The 18289-nt window shown below is 57.4% G+C and carries 23 protein-coding genes and 1 tRNA gene; 2 read left to right on the plus strand and 22 right to left on the minus strand.

What is annotated here, in order from left to right; translation table 11 throughout:
* Positions 1 to 61 precede the first annotated feature (61 nt).
* The 6 genes from ACO079_RS03155 to ACO079_RS03180 all read right to left on the minus strand — a co-directional run bounded on the left by ACO079_RS03155 (position 62) and on the right by ACO079_RS03180 (position 3689).
* Positions 62 to 139, minus strand: a tRNA-Pro gene (locus ACO079_RS03155).
* An 82-nt stretch (positions 140 to 221) separates the two neighbouring features.
* Positions 222 to 650, minus strand: coding sequence for a MerR family transcriptional regulator (locus ACO079_RS03160; RefSeq protein ID WP_421791702.1), 429 nt, complete (start codon positions 648 to 650; stop codon positions 222 to 224).
* Between the two features lie 4 nt (positions 651 to 654).
* Positions 655 to 960, minus strand: coding sequence for an integration host factor subunit alpha (locus ACO079_RS03165; RefSeq protein ID WP_421791704.1), 306 nt, complete (start codon positions 958 to 960; stop codon positions 655 to 657).
* A 75-nt stretch (positions 961 to 1035) separates the two neighbouring features.
* Positions 1036 to 1998 carry a beta-ketoacyl-ACP synthase III gene (locus ACO079_RS03170; RefSeq protein ID WP_421791705.1) on the minus strand — a complete coding sequence of 321 codons (963 nt, stop codon included), beginning with the start codon at positions 1996 to 1998 and terminating at the stop codon, positions 1036 to 1038.
* Positions 1995 to 3056, minus strand: a complete 1062-nt coding sequence (gene plsX, locus ACO079_RS03175) for a phosphate acyltransferase PlsX (protein WP_421791707.1) — start codon at positions 3054 to 3056, stop codon at positions 1995 to 1997. The genes ACO079_RS03170 and plsX overlap by 4 nt, the downstream gene beginning before the upstream one ends.
* 105 nt (positions 3057 to 3161) lie before the next feature.
* Complete coding sequence (locus tag ACO079_RS03180) at positions 3162 to 3689, minus strand: ubiquinol-cytochrome C chaperone family protein (RefSeq protein ID WP_421791709.1); 528 nt, start codon at positions 3687 to 3689, stop codon at positions 3162 to 3164.
* A 99-nt stretch (positions 3690 to 3788) separates the two neighbouring features.
* On the opposite strand from ACO079_RS03180, the gene ACO079_RS03185 reads away from it, so the two are divergent.
* Positions 3789 to 4277: an outer membrane protein assembly factor BamE gene (locus ACO079_RS03185; protein WP_421791711.1), complete on the plus strand. Its 489-nt coding sequence runs from the start codon at positions 3789 to 3791 to the stop codon at positions 4275 to 4277.
* A gap of 77 nt (positions 4278 to 4354) precedes the next feature.
* Here ACO079_RS03185 and ACO079_RS03190 read toward each other — a convergent pair whose 3' ends face one another.
* The 10 genes from ACO079_RS03190 to glyA all read right to left on the minus strand — a co-directional run bounded on the left by ACO079_RS03190 (position 4355) and on the right by glyA (position 13216).
* Positions 4355 to 6502, minus strand: a complete 2148-nt coding sequence (locus tag ACO079_RS03190) for a sodium-translocating pyrophosphatase (protein WP_421791713.1) — start codon at positions 6500 to 6502, stop codon at positions 4355 to 4357.
* 165 nt (positions 6503 to 6667) lie between these two features.
* Positions 6668 to 7174: a hypothetical protein gene (locus ACO079_RS03195; RefSeq protein ID WP_421791714.1), complete on the minus strand. Its 507-nt coding sequence runs from the start codon at positions 7172 to 7174 to the stop codon at positions 6668 to 6670.
* 23 nt (positions 7175 to 7197) lie between these two features.
* Positions 7198 to 8166, minus strand: coding sequence for a thiamine-phosphate kinase (gene thiL / locus ACO079_RS03200; protein ID WP_421791716.1), 969 nt, complete (start codon positions 8164 to 8166; stop codon positions 7198 to 7200).
* On the minus strand, positions 8163 to 8618 hold the full coding sequence (nusB, locus tag ACO079_RS03205) for a transcription antitermination factor NusB (RefSeq protein WP_421791718.1): 456 nt from the start codon (positions 8616 to 8618) through the stop codon (positions 8163 to 8165). The genes thiL and nusB overlap by 4 nt, the downstream gene beginning before the upstream one ends.
* Positions 8618 to 9043, minus strand: a complete 426-nt coding sequence (locus ACO079_RS03210) for a 6,7-dimethyl-8-ribityllumazine synthase (protein WP_421791720.1) — start codon at positions 9041 to 9043, stop codon at positions 8618 to 8620. Before ACO079_RS03210 ends, nusB begins: the two co-directional genes overlap by 1 nt.
* Positions 9043 to 10164, minus strand: a complete 1122-nt coding sequence (gene ribB / locus ACO079_RS03215) for a 3,4-dihydroxy-2-butanone-4-phosphate synthase (protein WP_421791722.1) — start codon at positions 10162 to 10164, stop codon at positions 9043 to 9045. Before ribB ends, ACO079_RS03210 begins: the two co-directional genes overlap by 1 nt.
* A 3-nt stretch (positions 10165 to 10167) precedes the next feature.
* Positions 10168 to 10770 (minus strand): riboflavin synthase, encoded by a 603-nt coding sequence (locus ACO079_RS03220; RefSeq protein WP_421791724.1) that lies wholly within the window; start codon positions 10768 to 10770, stop codon positions 10168 to 10170.
* Complete coding sequence (locus tag ACO079_RS03225) at positions 10770 to 11444, minus strand: RibD family protein (protein WP_421791726.1); 675 nt, start codon at positions 11442 to 11444, stop codon at positions 10770 to 10772. The genes ACO079_RS03220 and ACO079_RS03225 overlap by 1 nt, the downstream gene beginning before the upstream one ends.
* A complete protein-coding gene (gene nrdR, locus ACO079_RS03230) occupies positions 11441 to 11926 on the minus strand; it encodes a transcriptional regulator NrdR (RefSeq protein WP_421791728.1) in 486 nt (161 codons plus the stop codon). The genes ACO079_RS03225 and nrdR overlap by 4 nt, the downstream gene beginning before the upstream one ends.
* A gap of 9 nt (positions 11927 to 11935) precedes the next feature.
* Complete coding sequence (gene glyA / locus ACO079_RS03235) at positions 11936 to 13216, minus strand: serine hydroxymethyltransferase (protein ID WP_421791730.1); 1281 nt, start codon at positions 13214 to 13216, stop codon at positions 11936 to 11938.
* A 215-nt stretch (positions 13217 to 13431) separates the two neighbouring features.
* Here glyA and ACO079_RS03240 point away from each other — a divergent pair, with 215 nt between their 5' ends.
* The gene (locus ACO079_RS03240; RefSeq protein WP_421791732.1) at positions 13432 to 13857 is read left to right on the plus strand and encodes a MucR family transcriptional regulator; all 426 of its coding nucleotides are present in this window, start codon (positions 13432 to 13434) and stop codon (positions 13855 to 13857) included.
* A gap of 8 nt (positions 13858 to 13865) precedes the next feature.
* On the opposite strand, the gene ACO079_RS03245 is transcribed toward ACO079_RS03240, so the two are convergent.
* From ACO079_RS03245 to ACO079_RS03270, 6 genes are all read right to left on the minus strand, one after another.
* A complete protein-coding gene (locus ACO079_RS03245; RefSeq protein WP_421791734.1) occupies positions 13866 to 14057 on the minus strand; it encodes a DUF6898 family protein in 192 nt (63 codons plus the stop codon).
* A gap of 62 nt (positions 14058 to 14119) precedes the next feature.
* Positions 14120 to 15334, minus strand: a complete 1215-nt coding sequence (gene hemA, locus ACO079_RS03250) for a 5-aminolevulinate synthase (protein ID WP_421791735.1) — start codon at positions 15332 to 15334, stop codon at positions 14120 to 14122.
* 100 nt (positions 15335 to 15434) lie between these two features.
* Complete coding sequence (locus ACO079_RS03255) at positions 15435 to 15926, minus strand: MarR family winged helix-turn-helix transcriptional regulator (protein ID WP_421791736.1); 492 nt, start codon at positions 15924 to 15926, stop codon at positions 15435 to 15437.
* 73 nt (positions 15927 to 15999) lie between these two features.
* Complete coding sequence (gene mmsB, locus ACO079_RS03260) at positions 16000 to 16893, minus strand: 3-hydroxyisobutyrate dehydrogenase (protein WP_421791737.1); 894 nt, start codon at positions 16891 to 16893, stop codon at positions 16000 to 16002.
* Positions 16894 to 16896: 3 nt separating this feature from the next.
* Positions 16897 to 17955: an enoyl-CoA hydratase/isomerase family protein gene (locus ACO079_RS03265; protein WP_421791739.1), complete on the minus strand. Its 1059-nt coding sequence runs from the start codon at positions 17953 to 17955 to the stop codon at positions 16897 to 16899.
* Positions 17956 to 17992: 37 nt separating this feature from the next.
* On the minus strand, positions 17993 to 18283 hold the full coding sequence (locus ACO079_RS03270) for a hypothetical protein (RefSeq protein ID WP_421791741.1): 291 nt from the start codon (positions 18281 to 18283) through the stop codon (positions 17993 to 17995).
* Between the last annotated feature and the right edge of the window lie 6 nt (positions 18284 to 18289).

Here is an 18289-nt window from a genome sequence, read left to right on the forward strand (position 1 = left end):
ATTATCCGGGGAGCTTGCCATATTCGCGACGGCTGACAACCGTAAATTTTCAAAGGGTAAATGGTCGGAGCGGCGAGATTTGAACTCGCGACCCCCGGTCCCCCAGACCGGTGCGCTAACCGGGCTGCGCCACGCTCCGAACCGAATAGAAGCCGGGCGAATAAACCCGGCTAGGGGAGCCGTCTTATAGGGGGGGCATTTCCGCGCTGCAACCGCAGAAGTTAGTTGGTCCGCCGGGACGCTAACGCTCCATCAAGCGTTGCCTTTGCTGTTTCCAGCCGTTTGATTACCGGTGACAGGTTTTGGCCATTTGTTACCGGGGCTTCGGGCACGTACCGCTTGGACACTGGCACCGTTTCCGGCGCGCTGTCGTTTTCCGGACCAGCCAATCCCGAGACAACGCTGACGCCATGTTCCTTGAGGTATTTCTGCGCGCCCTTGATCGTATAACCCTGATCGTACAACAGGGTTCGGATGCCCATAAGCAAACGAAGATCGCTCGGCCGGTAGAGGCGGCGTCCCCCGGCCCGTTTGACCGGCTTGATTTGCTTGAAACGGCTTTCCCAGAAGCGAAGCACATGCGCCGGAAGATCAAGCTCGGCAGCTGCTTCGCTGATGGTCCTGTAAGCGTCGGGCGCTTTTTCCGTCACGTTTCTAGCCTCGCGGATGGCCCTTATCGACCTTTTCCTTGAGCACCTGGGACGGTTTGAAGGTCAACACGCGGCGCGGCTCGATCGGCACCTCTTCGCCTGTCTTGGGATTACGGCCAATACGACCATTCTTGTCACGAAGAACAAAAGACCCAAAGGATGACAATTTTACGGAATTCCCTTCAGCAAGGGAGTCCGACACCATTCCCAGGACGGACTGAACAAGGTCCGCAGACTCTTGCCGTGAAAGACCGATCTTCTGATGAACAGCGTCCGCAAGATCAGCTCGCGTTATGGTTTTACCTGCCATGCTATTCCCCCAACAGACGATTATAGGCTAATCCTTATGGGCTAGTCGCGTCAATGCTTTAGCCCGCCTCTATCATTAATAACGCATCAAGACTGACCCCCAGGTCAGACCTCCGCCTAAAGCCTCCAGCAAACACAAATTCCCGCGCTTGATCCGGCCATCTGAGACCGCTTGACCAAAGGCCAGCGGAACGGATGCAGCAGACGTGTTTCCATGTACAGCGACAGTAGAAACTACGCGATTACGGTCAATCTTCAGCTTATCAGCAACGCCTTCGAGAATTCGCTGATTGGCCTGGTGCGGCACAAACCAATCAACATCGTTCACATCCACATTTTCCCGTTCCAGCAAGCGCTGCATCGAGTTTGAAATTTTCGTGACTGCGTGCTTGAAAACAGCCGGACCTTCCATTTCAAGAAAGCCCGACGATTGCGTCGCTGACACACCGCCGCTGGTTTTCAAAATGTCTGCATAGTGACCCTCTGACCGCAGATCATATCCCAACAGCCCGCTATCGCTTTCTGTGCGGTCCAGAATCCAGGCTCCCGCCCCATCTCCAAACAGCACACAGGTCGTGCGATCTTCCCAGTTGAGGATTCGCGACATGGTCTCGGAACCGATGACAAGCGCGCGCTGAAACACGCCGCCCTTTAACAGCCCGTCCGCGACGGCAAGCGCATAAATAAATCCCGAACAAACCGCCTGAATGTCAAAGGCCGCGCCATGCCGGATTCCCAGCTTTTTCTGAATCAAGGCCGCGGTGGCGGGAAAAACCAGATCCGGCGTCGTCGTGGCAACGATGATCAGATCGATGTCATCCGCCGATAGCCGGGCGTCTGACAGGGCCTGCTTTGCGGCCTCAAAACCCAGATCAGACGTTGTCTCGCCCTCTGCAGCAATTCGCCTTTCGCGAATGCCAGTACGCGCGCGAATCCACTCGTCACTCGTCTCGACCCGCGTTGAAAGCTCCTCGTTTGTGACGACGCGCTCGGGCAGGTAATAGCCCTGCCCGGCCAGCCTGGCACGAAAATCACTCACTGCGCGGCTTGAGACTGGGCTTCGCCAGCGGCGATCAGGCGCGCCAGATTGGCTTCGATTTCAGTCAGGAAGCCACTGCCCGCCATATCAATGCCAAGGCCCAAAGCCGTCGCGAAGCCTTCGCTGTCAGTCCCACCATGGCTCTTGACCACCATACCGTTGAGACCGAGCAGAACGCCGCCATTGATTGAACGCGGATCAAGCTTTGACCGAAGATGATCCAGCCCCCCCATGCTGAGAAAAGCCGCACCAATTTTTGCGCTTAGAGAACTGGTGAAGGATTCGCGCATCCAGTGACCGACAAGCTTTACCGCGCCCTCGGCGGTCTTCAGCGCAATATTGCCACTAAAGCCGTCGGTGACGACCACATCCGTAATGCCGAGAGAGATATCATCGCCTTCGACAAAACCATGATATTTGAAATCTATTCCGGCATCGCGGATCAGCCGGTCGGCCGCCCGCACCGTGTCGTTTCCCTTCAACTCTTCCTGGCCGACATTCAACAAACCCACCGTGGGTTCGCTGGAACCATGGACGGCTCGATGAAACGCCTCGCCCATGATGGCAAACTCAACCAGCTGCGAGGGTCCGCATTCCACATTGGCCCCGACATCCAGAACAACGGTGTGTCCGCGAGGCGTCGGCCAGCTCGCGGATATGGCCGGGCGATGAACGCCCTTCTTCATCCGCAAGACCACTTTTGAAATCGCCATAAGGGCACCGGTATTGCCCGCCGAGACCACCACGTCAGCCTCGCCATTCTTCACAGAAACCAACGAATTCCACATGGACGACCCACGCGAGCGGCGCACGGCCTCGCTCGGCTTGTCCGTCATCCGGACTTCGGAATCGGTATGAAGAAGCGTAGTGCGTTCGCGGGTCAATGCGTCGGCTTGCTCCAGCATCGGTCCTATCTGAGCCTCGTCCCCATGAAGCAGAAACTTCGCCTGGGACTCAGGCCGCCGGCGCAGAATATGGCCAATGCCTTCGACAGCGATAGACGGGCCGTGATCGGCCCCCATGGCATCGACAGAAATGATCGGAGCGCTACGGGTCATACCTTGGCTGGAGCGGCTTTAACCCCACCCCTCGCTTTGTTGAAACCGGCGCGACCTTAGTCATTGTCAGGTGGGATGCAAGCCAGCTTGCAGCAGGTCCACGAGCTAGAAATTGGCGTATCTCAATTGCTGCGCCGCACCATTATCGAGCAGTTTCTGCCCGGATAATGTCTCCATGCTGTTCAAATAGTAAGTCGCAAAACGCGAGGCTGACGGTGCCGTCTCCGTTTCAAAGACATTTCTTGAAATCGCTTCTGCCAGCTGATCGGCATCACCAGCATCGCTGGCCTTTGCATATGCCTTGAACCGGCCATAGAAAACCTCGGCCATTGCGCGGACTTTCTTGCCGATACTGGTGTCGCCAATTCCCATCTCGCGAAGTGCTGAATCCATGTCCTTGAAGAAGTGCTCGAATAGAGCCTGACCGGCATCTTTTCCGGCTTCACCTTCGGAATTCAGCTGCCGGATCGCCAGAATCACATGGAGCGCTATCACCTCGAAACGGCCTTCAGCAGTGTCCGGAACCTCTCCTTCGGTGTAGAAAAACGGTTGACGGGCCTTCTCCACGATCGCGTCGTAAAGGCTTTCAATATGCGCCGCGCCCTGCTTAGCAGACTTGAAGATCGACAACATGCGATGAACACTCCTTGCGAACCGGACTTGAAGCTATGTCCGGCCTCCGCTAGTTCAACGCGGCACCGTAACACAGGTCAGTCGTCAGGGTTTTATTTCATGAAGCGGGCATTGCTACTTGCCATCACAGCAGGGTCGATTGCGGCCGCGGGCTGCACGCCGGTTCTGCGCAATCACGGTTACATCTACGCGGATGTGGAAGTTCCGGAAATTGTCCCCGGTGAGGATAATCAGGCCAGCGTTTTCGAAGCGCTTGGCAGCCCGTCTACACAAGGCGTGTTTGAATCGACGACATGGTATTACATGTCGGACACCCGCCAGTCCCTGGCCTATCAGCGTCCGCAAACCAGCTACCGGCGCGTGGTGGAGGTCCGGTTTGACGAGGACGGTGTTGTCTCCGAGGTCAATGAATACGGCATCGAAGATGGCCGCCGCGTCGCCCTGATCGATCGCGAGACACCCACTCCGGGCCGCGGAATGAGCATCTGGGAACAATTGTTCGGAAATATCGGCAATTTGCCGAGCGAACAGTTTGGCGGCGAACAGAACCTGCCAGGTGGCGCAGGCGGACCGCGCCGGGACGAGTAACCCCGCAAAATTTGAAGTCGCACAGTAAAAAGCCCCGGCCATATGACCGGGGCTTTCTTGTCAGATCCGCACTTGCACTAGTGCGCGATCACCGCCAGCAGCAACAGCGCTACGATATTGGTGATCTTGATCATCGGGTTGACCGCCGGGCCGGCTGTATCCTTATAAGGATCGCCAACCGTATCGCCGGTCACCGCAGCCTTGTGAGCTTCGGAACCCTTCTCATGCACATTGCCATCAGAGTCGGTGAAACCGTCTTCAATGGCTTTTTTGGCATTGTCCCAGGCACCGCCGCCCGAGGTCATAGAAATGGCCACGAACAGGCCCGTCACGATCACACCCAGCAGCATGGCCCCGACAGAAGACAGCGCCGGTCCCGGGCCTGCGATGAACATGATCACGAAGAACAGGATGATCGGCGATAAGACCGGCAGAAGCGATGGCACGATCATTTCGCGGATCGCCGCTTTGGTCAGAAGGTCAACGGCGCGGCCATAATCCGGCTTTTCTGTGCCCTGCATGATGCCCGGCTTTTCCCGGAACTGGCGGCGCACTTCAACGACGACCGATTGGGCCGCACGGCCCACGGCCATCATCGACATACCACCGAACAGGAAGGGCAGAAGACCTCCAAACAGCAGGCCGACCACGACATACGGGTTGGACAGCGAGAAGTTCACAACATTCGCCGCGACTTCCGTTCCACCGTAAACCAGATTGGCAAAGAAGCTGCCTTCTTCCGCGTTCTCGATGAAGAACTGGATATCTGCCGTATAGGCCGCAAACAGCACCAGAGCGCCAAGACCCGCAGAACCAATGGCATAACCCTTGGTCACGGCTTTGGTGGTGTTACCCACAGCATCCAGAGCATCCGTGGTGTTGCGGACTTCATCCGGCAAGCCAGCCATTTCCGCAATACCACCGGCATTGTCGGTCACCGGGCCAAACGCATCCAGCGCGACAACCATACCTGCCAGTGCCAGCATGGTGGTCACGGCAATCGCGATACCGAACAGGCCCGCAAGGAGATAGGTGCCGATGATACCGGCAATGATGACCAGTGCGGGCAGCGCCGTTGCTTCCAGAGAAACAGCAAGCCCCTGAATGACGTTTGTGCCATGACCGGAAACCGACGCCTGCGCGACAGAGCGGACAGGCCGTGCTGACACTCCCGTATAGTATTCCGTGATCCAGATGATCAGGCCGGTGACGACCAGGCCGACGAGGCCACACAGAAAGAGCGCCATGCCCGTTGTGTTGCCAATGTCGCCAAAGCCATTCGGCAATACGAAATAGACGGCTGCAGCAACGGCCGGAACAGACAGAACGGCAGATGCGATAAAGCCTTTATAGAGCGCGCCCATAATGTTGTTGGACTTGCCCAGGCGTACAAAGAAGGTGCCAATGATCGAGGTGACGATACACACAGCGCCGATTGCGAGCGGCAACAGCATCATCGGACCGGCTTCGCCAACAAAGAAGATGGAGGCCAGAACCATGGTGGCAACAACCGTCACAGCATAGGTTTCAAACAGGTCTGCGGCCATGCCCGCGCAATCACCGACATTATCTCCGACATTGTCCGCGATGGTTGCGGCGTTACGGGGATCATCTTCAGGAATGCCCGCTTCGACCTTGCCGACCATGTCGCCGCCGACATCAGCCCCCTTGGTGAAAATACCGCCGCCAAGACGCGCGAAGATCGAGATCAGTGAGGCCCCGAAACCGAGCGCAACAAGTGCGTCGATGACGGTCCGGCTTGTCGCCTCAAAGCCCATCATCAGCAGGATGTAGAAGTAAACAGCCACGCCCAGCAGGGCGAGACCGGCCACCAACATGCCGGTAACGGCGCCCGAGCGGAAGGCCATCGAAAGACCGCCGGCAAGGCTCTGTGTTGCCGCCTGAGTTGTCCGGACATTGGCACGAACCGAGATCAACATGCCGATGAAACCGGCAACACCCGACAGAACGGCACCAATGACGAAGCCGATGGCCACAAGCGGGCCAAGCAGAATGCCAACGATAATGGCAACAACAACCCCCACGATTCCAATCGTGATGTATTGCCGGTTCAGATAGGCGTTCGCGCCTTCCTGGATCGCCGAGGCGATCTCTTTCATACGGTCATTTCCGGCGTCGGCCGCCAGAATCGACCGGCTTTGCACAGCACCGTAAATCACGGCGAGCAGGCCGGCCAGGATAACCAGTCCCAATTCCATATTCATGGCGTGAAGCCTTTCGTTTCAAAAACGTTTGTTGTTTGGGGAAGGAAAGAGGCCGCTCCCGGTGTCCCGTGAACGGCCAGCCCCCGCTGAAAAGTGGCGGAAATATGCCCAAAGCATAACGCGGGCGCAACACGCCCGTCTGCAATGCGTCAAGATATTGATTTGTCAGCGAATAAGGCGGGTATCCGGCGGCATGATAGCCAGTCGCTCGATGACATCTTCCCCGAAATACTCCGCCAGAGCCTGAAGCCAGACATCGCGAGTCAATTCGATATCAATCGTATCGCCACTCTCTGCCGTCAGATTATGACGATGACTGGCGCGAATAAGACGATCCAGCGCGAAATGCGTTTGCTCGATGATATCGCTGGCATTCTCGCCTTCCGACACCAGTAAGCGCGAATGGATATAGGCATAGCCACGCAAACGGTTCTCGACGACCAGCGGCACAACAATGGCGGGCATGACGACAATGCGCGGGTGACCGTCGTCAACTCCGAGATCAGCCATCGCATTCGCATGTGCTTCATCGGCGCTGGTGTCTTCGTGATTCCAGTCAATATTTATGTCACTGGACACACTGGATTCCCCCTCTGCAGGCGGTGCCCCGGCCATTGCCGACGCCACACCGAATAGCAAAAGAGCGATCACGGATGAAATGAACCTGGTCATTCTTTTGACCTATCAGAAGGGTCTCAAAAATGAGTGAATCCGCTCCGGATGATTTGAACCGGCTCGCCCTTCGTATCGAGGACCCGTACACCCGCCCCCTCCACCGCCCGGCCGATACGGGTCAACGCGATGCCTGCCGCGTCCGCTGCGCCTTGCAGGCCAGCGGTGTTTTCAACCGGAACAGACAGCAGAAGTTCGTAATCATCCCCAGCCGTGGCGAGCTGCACCAATGCTTCATCGCGCTCAGACTGTCGTTCCAGCCAGGACATGGCAGCTCCCGAAAGCGGCAACTGCGATAGATAAATTTCAATCCCGACGCCGCTAACGGCTGCAATGTGGCCCGCATCAGCAATCAGGCCGTCAGAAATGTCCATACCGGCGCTCGCAAAACGGCCAGCGGCCTCTGCCATCGTCAATCGCGGTTCCGGCTGTAAATAACGGCGATTCAAGACATCCGCTGGGCCTGCTTCAAGCCCAAGGTCAAATGCCGTCAGTCCGAGACCCGCATCGCCGATCGTACCGGTCACAAACAGATGATCACCCGGCTTGGCCTTGCTCCGCAGGAGCGGTTTCTGCGTTTCGCCAAATGCGGTGACCGTCACAACCAGCCGGTCTCCGCCCCTTGTTGAATCCCCGCCAATCAGGGGAATCTGAAATTGCTTAAGGGTTTCGCCAAACCCGAGTGCAAAAATTTCTTGCTGATCGCGGGTCACGGCCTCGGGCCATGTGATGGATAACATCACGGCATGTGGTCTCGCCGCCATTCCCGCCAGATCAGACAGATTTACGCGAACCGCCTTGCCGGCAACGCTCTGCCAGTCGTCTGAATGACGGAAGTGCACGCCTTGAACCAGCGTATCCGTGGTCACGATGAGGCCGTCGAGCGCAGACATGCGGGCGGCATCATCTGCCAGGCCGAAGGCGCCTTCATATCCGGCAGCAAGGGGCGCAAGAAATTGCGCGATAAACTCGAATTCGTCCGTTCGGCTCACGCGTTCAACTGGCCGGGCCGGATATCCCGCGCCAACCGATCCAGGACGGCATTTGCAAACGCGGTTTCCTTATCCGGAAAGAACGATCCGGCCAGATCGACATAGTGATCCAGCAATAGCCGCGCCGGCTCATGGGTCCGATGCGAAAGCTCGAATAACCCACATCGCAGGATCGCCCGCAAGGTCGGGTCGAGGCGTTGCACCGTCCATCCGCTTTTCAGCGCTTCGCCGATTTGTTGATCCAGAACGGGCATGGCCGCTGCAGTGCCCTTCACAAGGCTTTCAAACAGATCCGCATCCGCATTTTCGGGAAGGCGGTGGGCGATGAATTGCATGGCGATTTTCCCGACATCATCTCCGCTTTGTTCAATCTGGAACAGGGCCTGCACAGCCGCCAGTCTCACGGCCGCCGCCGGTTTCAATTCCGGTTGAATGTCATCCGCAACTTCCATCAAGCGGCTCCGAATCGCTCGCGCAAGGCAATCATGGCCAAAGCAGCCTTCGCGGCATCACCGCCCTTGTCCTTGTCGCGCGCGCGGACCATTGCCTGATCGCGATTTTCGACGGTGAGAATTCCATTACCAACCGCTATGCCCTCTAGCGTCAGGTCCATCAAGGCACGCGCGGATTCACCCGCCACATAGTCATAATGGCTGGTTTCACCGCGGATCACACAGCCCAAAGCGACAAAGCCGTCAAAACGCGCACGGCTTTTTACGGCTGTGGCAATCGCGCCGGGAATTTCCAATGCGCCCGGTACCTCCACGATCTCCACCTCAGCCTCACCAAGCGCCGCCTTGGCGCCCGCCAACAAGGCATCGCTGATCTCATTGTAATAAGGCGCAACGACGATCAGTATACGCGGCTGTCCCTGCATCAGGTATAATCTCCAAGTGAAAGCGTTTCATGGATGGATAGCCCGTACCCTTCCAGTCCGACAATTTGTTGTGGCGCGGTTGTCAGCAAATCCATCTGGCCCACACCCAGATCGGTAAGAATTTGCGCACCGATGCCATATTCGCGCAACCGCCGTTCCTCGCGCTTTTCATCCGGTTCGCTCGGCTTGGCCCCAAAGCGTTCGCGGATCGCGTTGAGATTGGTTTCGCGAATAAATACCATCACGGCAGGACCATCATGCTGGGCGAGCGTTTGCATCGCGACTTCCACCAGGCCAGCGCGCGATCCGGTAGCCGCCAGCACATCATCCACAAAACTGACCTTGTGCATGCGCACCAACGTCGGGTGATCCGGTTCCGGAGAGCCCTTCACAAGAGCGACATGTTCGAACCCGTCGACCAGGCTGCGGTAGACGACCAGTTTGAAAATTCCGCCCCAATGGCTTTCAAACGGCACATCGCCCCGCCGCTCGATAAAGCGATCGTTCCGGCGGCGATAGGCGATCAGATCTGCAATGGTCGCGATCTTCAGACCGTGCAGCTGCGCAAAGGCGACCAGGTCCGGCATCCGGGCCATCGTGCCGTCTTCATTCATGATTTCGCAGATCACGCCGGACGGATTCACCCCCGCCAGACGAGAAATATCGACGGCTGCTTCGGTATGCCCAGCCCGGACAAGCACGCCGCCATCACGCGCAATCAGCGGGAAGACGTGTCCGGGCGTGACGATATCAGCCTTGTCTTTGACGGGATCGATCGCCGTTGAAATGGTCAAAGCCCGGTCATGGGCGGAAATGCCGGTCGAGACCCCTTCGCGCGCCTCGATAGAGACCGTAAAGGCGGTTTGATGCCGGGTCCGATTGTCCGAGGACATCATCTTCAGGCCGAGCGTTTCCGAGCGCTCCTGGGTCAGGGACAGACAGATCAACCCCCGCCCATGCCGTGCCATAAAGTTGACGGCATCCGGCGTCGCAAATTGCGCCGGTATCACCAGATCGCCTTCATTCTCCCGGTCGTCCGCATCCACGAGAATGAACATCCGCCCATTGCGGGCGTCCTCGATAATGTCCTCAATCGGGGAAAGCGGGGTATCGCTGGCCATCGCCTAGCTTTCTGCTTGCATCAAGCGCGCGGCGTAGCGTGCCATCAAATCAACTTCAAGATTGACCCGCGCGCCAATTTGCAGCCCGCCCAGAGTCGTAACCTTGGCGGTGTGTGGAATGATCATGAGATCAAACACGTCATTGTTCACACCATTTACGGTCAAGGACACCCCCTCCACCGCTATGGAACCTTTTTCGGCAATGAATTTGGAAAACTCGGACGGTGCGCGAATACCAAGCTTCAGCCAATCACCCTGATCCTCGCGTAGAACAACTTCGCCAAGCCCATCCACATGGCCGGTGACCAGATGACCACCGAGTTCGTCACCCATCTTCAAGGAGCGCTCAAGATTTATCCGACTGCCCACAACCCAATCGCCAAGCGTTGTCCGGTCTAACGTCTCGGGCGACACCTCGACCACAAAAGACGCGCCCGTAGTGGTGGACGACACCTCCACGACCGTCAAACACGCCCCCGCATGCGCGATCGACGCACCAAGCGCGATGTTATCCGGGTCATAATCGCTTTCGATCACAAAGCGGCGGTCCTTGGAGCCGCTCACCTCACGCACCACGCCCATCGAATCTACAATTCCGGTAAACATCAGCGCGCCTTTTGATAGCTTTCATGCAGATCAGCGCCGCATTCGGTCACGCCGACACGCTGGAAGATGGGCGCTTCGTCCAGCCGCTCAAGGCCAAGGGCTGCAAAGACCGGCAGTCCATCTCCACCTAGCACCATCGGCGCACGAAACCATTCGATCCGATCCACCAGGTCATGCTTGAGAGCGCTGGCCGCAATTTTTGCGCCCGCTTCTATCATGATGTTGTCCCCACCCAGCTCCCGGATCCGCGCAATGGCAGCCTTCAGGCTGATGCTGGGGCCGTCAAAACGGTTCATCGGTTCTACCACCGCGCCTTTCGCCTCTATCGCAGCTTGATGGCCGGCTGGCACATCACCGCCGCAGAAAACCAGCACCATCCCTCCCTCGCCGTTCAACAGCTTTGCTGTTTCGGGAAGGCGCAATCTGGTGTCCAGAACCACACGGCCAGGCTGGTCGCCGTCATAACCGGGTAAGCGCACGGTCATCTGAGGGTCATCTGCCAGCACTGTGCCGATCCCCGTCAGGATCACATCATGTTCACTGCGAAGCTGGTGAACTTTTTCGCGGGCAGCTTCACCCGTAATCCATTGCGACGCGCCATTAAAAAGCGCGATACGCCCATCCAGCGATGTTGCGAGTTTCAGGGTGACCGAACCGCCGCCGGGCGTGCTCATGATTTACCTTTTGGGTCCTCGATATTGGGCTGGGCCAGCTGCTCACCCTTGATGAAGTCGCGGAAATCATCGACTTCCCGGAAGTCTTTGTAAACGCTCGCATAACGGACATAGGCGACCGGATCGAGGCTTTTCAGGGCGTCCATGACCAATTCCCCGATCATGTCGGACGTCACATCCGCATCCCCTGAACTTTCCAGGCGCCGCACAATACCTGACACCATTTGATCTACACGATCCGGCTCGATATTGCGTTTTTGGACCGCCAATGCGACCGAGCGCTCCAGCTTGTCGCGGTCGAACGGCGCGCGGCGGCCATTTCGCTTCACCACGGTCAACTCGCGAAGCTGCACGCGCTCGAATGTCGTGAAGCGGGCCGAACAGCTGGGGCAAAAGCGGCGGCGGCGAATAGCCGCCCCATCTTCGGCAGGCCTTGAATCTTTGACCTGAGTGTCAGGATGGCTGCAAAAGGGACAACGCATCCGGCAAGTCTAGGCCAGTTCGGGATAAATCGGAAAGCGCTCCGTCAGTGCAATGACGCGATCGCGCACATTCTCTTCTACAGCCTTGTTGCCCGACCGGTTTTCCGCCAGCGCATCAAGGACCTCGACCATCATTCCGCCAACCTGTTTGAACTCTTTCTCGCCGAAACCACGCGTCGTTGCCGCGGGTGATCCGATCCGCAGGCCGGATGTCACCATCGGTTTTTCCGGATCGAAGGGCACGCCATTCTTGTTACAGGTCATGAAGGCGCGCTCCAATGCCTGCTCGGAAATGTCGCCTGTGAGCGATTTTGGCCGCAGATCCACCAGAGCCAGATGCGAGTCCGTGCCGCCGGATACAATCTCATAGCCGCCGTCTTTCAAGACCCCGGCCATGGCCTGACAATTGGCGATGACCGCTTTCACATAATCCTTGAACTCCGGACGCAGGGCTTCACCAAATGCGACGGCTTTGGCTGCAATTACATGCATCAGAGGCCCGCCTTGTAGCCCCGGGAAGATGGCGGAGTTGAACTTCTTGCCCAATTCCGTGTCACGCGACAGGATCATGCCACCGCGTGGTCCGCGTAGCGTTTTATGGGTCGTCGTTGTGACCACATCAGCATGCGGCACCGGGTTGGGATAGACGCCACCGGCCACCAGCCCCGCGAAATGCGCCATATCCACCAGAAGATAAGCCCCGACCTCATCGGCGATCTTACGGAAGCGCTCAAAGTCGATTTTTCGAGGATAAGCCGACCCACCCGCAATGATCAGCTTGGGCCGCACTGCAGCCGCCTGGGCTTCAAGCGCTTCGTAATCGATCAGCGCATCTTCTTCCCGCACGCCATAATAATGCGGTTCGAACCACTTGCCGGACATGTTAGGCTTGGCCCCATGTGTCAGATGCCCGCCCGCATCGAGGCTCATCCCAAGAATTTTGTCGCCCGGCTTTAAAAGCGCGAGGAACACACCCTGGTTTGCCTGACTGCCAGAGCTGGGCTGAACATTCGCATAAGCAGCGCCAAAAAGTTGCTTGGCCCGGTCGCGCGCCAGATCCTCAGCGATGTCGACAAACTCGCAACCTCCATAATAACGGCGGCCCGGATAGCCCTCGGCATATTTGTTTGTCAGCGGCGAACCCTGTGCCTCCAGTACAGCACGAGACACGATGTTTTCTGACGCGATCAACTCGATCTGCTGTTGTTGCCGCCGGATTTCCTTTCCGATGGCATTTGCCAGATCAGGATCAGATTCCAAAAGGGGCTGGCTGAAAAACGGATTGGACACGTTTTGCACTCCTGCGAAGACTCGTTTTCCTGTTGATAGGCAGCTGATTTGTACCTGACAATGATCCTCTTGCCGCAGGCGAATCCTGACGCCAACGGCAATCCCGTTATTTTTGCACATCGATCAATGCGGAAGTTATTGAAAATTATTCTCTGCCTTCCTACACATGCGGATGACAACCGCTCGTCAATAAAGAAGCCAGCAACGGAGTAATCATGGCTGACATACCCCTCAATAACGTTGATGAGGAAGAACTGCTGAGAATGACCACAGATATTGTGGCGTCTTTCCTGACCCACAATTCTGTTCCGGCTGAAAGTATTCCAGAACTGATCCGCTCTGTTCACTCCACAATGGGTGATATCAGCGGCGCCGTCGCAAAACCCGAGCCGAAAGCAAAACCCGCCGTCGCAATTTCAAAGTCCGTGACCGACGATTACATCGTTTGTCTTGAAGACGGCAAGAAACTTAAAATGTTGAAGCGGTATTTGCGTTCCCAATACGATATGTCGCCGGACGATTATCGCCGCAAATGGGGCTTGCCGGCTGACTATCCAATGGTCGCGCCAGCCTATTCACGCAAGCGCTCGGCCTTCGCCAAAGACATTGGCCTGGGACGCGGCAGTCGCAAAGCAAAGTAATCGAGGGCTCAGACCTTGATTCCCCGGCCGGATGATCCGTCATCCGGCCGTTTCTTTTGCGGGGTCAGGCCAAGTTTTCTGGCAAGTTTGGCGGCAGCAACCCGCTCCATATCCAGCCGGGTCGCGGTCTTCGGCGATTGAATCACGACTTCTTCGCCGGTTGCGACATCAATCGCCGCCACGCGGATGGCATTTGCCATTTCGATAAACTCAAAAATGACCTCGCGGTCCGCGAGGCCCTCTACGCCGAGCCGGCTCCGGCTCAGGCCGTCCTCCGGGCCTCAAAGCGCACCCAGACGTCCTGCAAGGCATCGATGAGTTGATCAAACATGGCATCATCATGCGCCGGGGTCGGCGTAAAGCGCAAGCGCTCGGTACCCCGTGGCACGGTCGGGTAGTTAATCGGCTGCACATAAATACCGTGATCCGTCAGCAAGGCATCCGAGATCCGCTTGCACATCACCGGATTCCCGACCCAAAGCGGCACGATGTGGGTTTCGCTGTCCATAACCGGTAGATCAGCTTCACGCAGGCGCTGTTTCAGGGTCGCGGCGCGTTCCTGGTGCTGTTCGCGCAGATGATGAGCGGATTTCAGATATTCCACGCTCGCGCGCGCTCCTGCGGCCAGTGCTGGAGCAAGTGACGTCGTGAAAATAAAGCCTGGTGCCCAGGACCGGATGGCATCCACAATGTGGCCATCGGCAGCGATATATCCACCCATCACGCCATAGGCTTTGCCAAGCGTGCCTTCGATGATCGTGATGCGGTCCATCAGACCATCGCGCTCGGCAATACCGCCCCCGCGCGAACCATACAGCCCAACCGCATGGACCTCGTCCACATAGGTCATGGCATTGTACTTGTCCGCGAGATCACAAACCTCTTTGATGGGACCGATATCCCCATCCATTGAATACACGGATTCAAACGCGATCAGCTTGGGTTGTTCCAGCGGAGCGGCCCTTAGCAACGCCTCCAGATGTTCGACGTCATTGTGCCGCCAGACATGTTTTCCGCAACGCGCGCCGCGCACACCCTCGATCATTGAAGCGTGATTGAGCGCATCGGAATAAATGATGAGATCCGGAAAAATCTTTCCCAGCGTCGCGATCGTCGCTTCGTTTGAGATATAACCCGAAGTAAAGAGCAGCGCGGCGTCTTTATTGTGCAGATCGGCCAGAGATCGTTCCAGATCGACATGATAGTTTGTGGTGCCGGAGATGTTGCGGGTGCCTCCCGCCCCGGCGCCAACGTCATCGATCGCCTGTTTCATGGACTCGGTCACGCAAGCCTGCTGGCCCATGCCGAGATAATCATTTGAACACCACACCACGACATCACGGACTTCGCCATCTTCCGTCCGCCAGCGCGCTCTCGGGAACTCGCCTTTGTAGCGGCGAAGATTGGCGAACACGCGATAACGGCCTTCCGCACGCACACGGGTAAGGGCAGATTTAAAGGCGGTCTGATAGTCCATGTGCCGGAATTCCATTGCCGTTCTGAATTTGGTCTAGGCCTTATCTAAACAATTCAGATCGTTTGGCGAGCCGGGCAGATGGACGCACCTGTAAAAATCCTTAGAGGCGGAAGCGGATATGATCCGCCCAGAAGCGCTCCAGACGTTCCAGCGCAACATTGGTGGCTTCCACTGTCTCCGTATTCAGCCCACCCGAGGGCTCCAGCGCTACTGACTGACGTACGAACAAAGCTTGAAGGTGCTCGGAGACATCCAGACCCGCTTTCGTCAAGCTGATGCGAACCGTGCGCCGGTCACTTTCGGAACGCTCCTGGCTCACAAATCCCAGGTCAACGAGCTTCTTCAAATTGTAGGAAACATTCGAGCCGAGATAATGGCCGCGCGTCTTCAATTCACCAGCAGTGAGAACCTGATCGCCAATATTATAAATCAACAGCGCCTGAACACTGGTCAGGTCGCGCAAGCGCCCCCGATCCAGTTCATCCTTCACAACGTCGAGCAGCTGCCGGTGAAGGCGCTCAACACGTTGCAGCAATTCCAGATAGTCCGCGCGGGTCTCCGCAGCCGACACCAACGACTCGGCTAAGGCCATGTCGGTCTCTCCATTCCACCCAACATCATTTTGTTGTTTTGGAGAACGGTAACCGAAACAGCCTAAAAACCGATTAATCGCCTTTCCAACTTCCATCCAGAAGCTTGTAAATGCCTGAGAAATCCGCAGTTCCGCCGCCGAGATTATCAAACATGGCATAGAGCGCTTCTGATTGCGCACCGAGTGGCGTGGTGGCCCCGGACGCAGCCGCAGCATCCATGGCGAGCTTCAAATCCTTGAGCATCATAGCTGTGGCAAAGCCCGGCTGATAACCGCGATTGGCGGGCGAGGTTTCGACCGGGCCCGGAACCGGACAATAGCTGGTCATCGACCAGGATTGGCCGGAGGCTTTCGAGGAAATATCATAGAATTTCTGCTGATCGAGCCCGAGTTTCTCTGCGAGAGCAAAGGCCTCTGACGTGCCAATCATGGTGATCGCCAGCAGCATGTTATTGCAGATCTTGGCCGCCTGCCCGGTCCCCGCATCACCGGCATGAATGACCGCCTTGCCCATGATGGACAGGAATTCCTCGGCGCGCTGGAAGGCCTCTTCCGGACCGCCGACCATGAAGGTTAGCGTGCCCGCATCCGCCGCTGCCACCCCGCCGGACACGGGCGAATCCACAAAAAGAAAACCCTTGGCCGCCGCCAGCTTTCCGACCGCCTTGGCAGTGTCCACATCAATGGTGGAACAATCCATCATCAGCGTGCCGGGTGCGGCCGTTTCAAACACGTCCGTTTCATAGACCGCACGGACATGCTTGCCCGCGGGCAGCATGGTCACAACGGCATCGGCATCAGTCACGGCAGCAGCGGCACTATCAACACCATCCGCGCCCGCAGACTCTGCGCGCGCGACGGCATCCGGGTTGAGGTCGAAGGCGCGGACATTATGCCCCGCCTTCACCAGGTTGGCGCACATTCCCGAGCCCATATTGCCCAGCCCGATAAATCCGATGGTGGCCATGACTTACTCTCCCAGGAAGGTCAGTTCTTTATCCGCCGCAAGCGGCTCGAAATATTTGGCAATATCGGCGTCATCGACCTCGGCCAGCGCGGAGGGCGACCAGTTCGGCGCATTATCTTTATCGATGATCACCGCGCGGACGCCTTCATAGAAATCAACGCCATCCAGGCAATGGGTCGAGACCCGCAATTCCTGACGCATCACGTCTTCGAATGATTTATCCGCGCCACTGCGGATGGCCGCACAGGTCAGCTTCAGCGCCGTCGGCGATTTCGTCGCGATAATCTTCGCCTGTTTAACCGACCAGGGATCGCCGGCCGCTTCAATGCGCGACACCATCTCAGACACATCATCCCCGGCAAAGGCGGCATCGATCAGGCCCCGCGTCAGCGCCAGGTCGGACGAGCCGGGATCCCCGGAATGTTCTTCCAGCAAGACTTCCAGAGCGTCGTCATCGGACAAGTCCGCGCTTTCCAGCGCAGAGATCAGCGCGGGCAGATCATCCGATGGCGTGTAATGCGTGGCGATGCCCGCCGCGACCGCATCGGCCGCTTTCAAGCGTGCACCGGTCAAACCCATCCACATGCCGATTTCACCCGCCAGGCGCGGCAGGAAGTAAGTCCCACCTACATCCGGGAAAAAGCCAATGCCGGTTTCCGGCATGGCCAGCATGGTTCGGTCTCCGGCAACGCGATGTGAACCGTGCACCGAAATGCCCACGCCGCCGCCCATGGTGATGCCATCAATCAGCGCCACATAAGGCTTGGGATAGCGCTTGATCAGCGTATTGAGTTGATACTCGTCATGCCAGAAACGCCAGGCCTCCTCGCCGCCCGCCTTGCCGCTGTCATGCAGCATGCGGATATCACCCCCGGCGCAAAAGCCTTTTTCGCCCTCGCCATCCACGACCACGGCCTTGACCGAGTCGTCATTCTGCCAAGCCTGCAGCGCCTCGATCATGCCGGTGACCATCGCCATCGACAGCGCATTCAGCGCCTTCGGGCGGTTCAGCGTGATACGGCCAACATGGCCAGATTTACGAGCAATGATTTCGTCGGTCATTTACAATCCCTTGTTGGCGGATTTGGTCGCTAGATCTTCAGCGAAACGTGACGGCAAACTGCGTCCAAACAAGCATCCAGATGGCGACGATCAGGAACGCTCCAGCCGCCGTCAGTAGCCGCAATACCAAGCCACGAGTCGGAAACAACAAAAGGCTTATCATCACCAACGCAGCGACCGGCACTACTTTGTAGACTGAAATGAGAAAGGCAGAGTTGTTGCTGTCGACATAAGGCAATTGGAGAAGCAGACCTATTGCCAGCGCCACGAGGCTCGCGAAAGCCCGTGCCCACATTCCAATTCCTGCCTTCCGCTCACCACCTGACATTCAACA

The organism is Hyphobacterium sp., from assembly GCF_965228115.1.
In the GTDB taxonomy this organism is placed as follows: Bacteria; Pseudomonadota; Alphaproteobacteria; order Caulobacterales; family Maricaulaceae; genus Hyphobacterium.